A 1,441-nucleotide genomic window follows, 5' to 3' on the forward strand; every position below is an offset into this window, starting at 1 on the left:
GGAGCTGGTCTCCATGTATAAAGCTTATTGCCTATAGTTATCTGAGGTTTAGACTGCTGATAGAATTGCTCACCCTGAAGTGACTCCCATCCTTCTACACGCATCCAATCAGTCGTTGATTCACCAGTAGAGGACATCATTTCCTCAGTTACAATAAAGCTTATTTCAATACGTTTCCACTGATTAGTGGCACTAGGCATGTCCACACTTGCTACGAAACCTTTAAAGTAAAATGTATTACGATATAAAGCACCATCAGGAAGATTTTTAACTCGAATATACATACTATAATTAATTTCGTCGCCTAACTTCACAACTCCACGTTTTACAAGATCACCAAAATTGTAAGCAATCCCTTTCCAATTTCTCTGTGTTTCTGCAATTGCTGAACCTTCAAATGTTTCTTTAGGAATCCAAATACCACCACTATCCCGTAACCACCATCTATTAACCGCTCCGCCATCAAGGGTATTTACAGCACCCTGGAACGTGCTAGAATCAATCATCAAGTTAGTTACATCATCGTTCATATTATTTACTTTGGTTTGCACCTGGGTAATTTTTGCTGAATTTTCGCCTACAGTCTGCTTAATTTCGTTTGTTTGGCGGTTTAACTCTTGAGTGGTAGCAGATAAAACTAGCCAGGGAGTAGCAAATGAACCTTTTTCAAGCTTCAAGTTTCGAATCCACCAACGTTTACCTTGGTTTTCTTCTCTTGCGTCCATCCTGATACGGAACATCCAGGATTTACATTTGTTATCTAACTTGAATGTATAACTTACCCGTTTCCAGTCTGTATTCTCGAATTTGAAAAATTTATTAGTAGGAACTGTCCATTGATCATCTACACGCTGAAACACCATAATTTCAACCCAGTTAGACTCTGAAGCCAGGTCTAGGGAAAGCGTAATATCTTGACCCACATCAAAGCCACGCAAATTATTGCCGAGATAGTCCCCAACTTGATAAAAACCGTCGTGCCAGTCAAGGCACTTAAAAGTAGAATAATCTCCTTCAAATTTATGCTCAGCGTTGAAAATATGGTAAGGAGAAGGGTCTCCACCATTAATAAACTTTGGTAATACACGATTAGCAGAAGAATCATATAGATGATTTTCATTGTTGATTGAACTCTCTATTTTTGTAATTGTAGCTGTATTTTCCTCTGCCGTCTGTTTGATCTCATTTGTAGTTTGGGTAAACTCCTTACTAGAAACTACTTCGCTTATCGGAGGAATCCAATCTGTTACGGGCTGATTCCCTTTAGTGATCTGCACAAACTTGATATAAGAATCCTGGTTTGCATTTACTAGCGTTTCCGAGAAAAAGAACGGTGTAAACATTGTCGGTTCTCCGTCCGCTGTGTGAATACCTACAGCAATGTAAGTCCACTCATTTGCTTTAATCGTTCCCTCGGGAGTGATAGTCCATTTGCGCTTTG

General features: G+C 39.3%; 1 pseudogene. It reads right to left on the reverse strand.

The features are described from left to right. Nucleotides 1-1,343 (reverse strand): annotated as a pseudogene (locus KVT27_RS23185) (phage tail spike protein); the annotation flags it as partial. Between the last annotated feature and the right edge of the window lie 98 nt (nucleotides 1,344-1,441).

This window comes from Lysinibacillus sp. GbtcB16, from assembly GCF_019091145.1.
Lineage (GTDB): Bacteria > Bacillota > Bacilli > Bacillales_A > Planococcaceae > Lysinibacillus > Lysinibacillus fusiformis.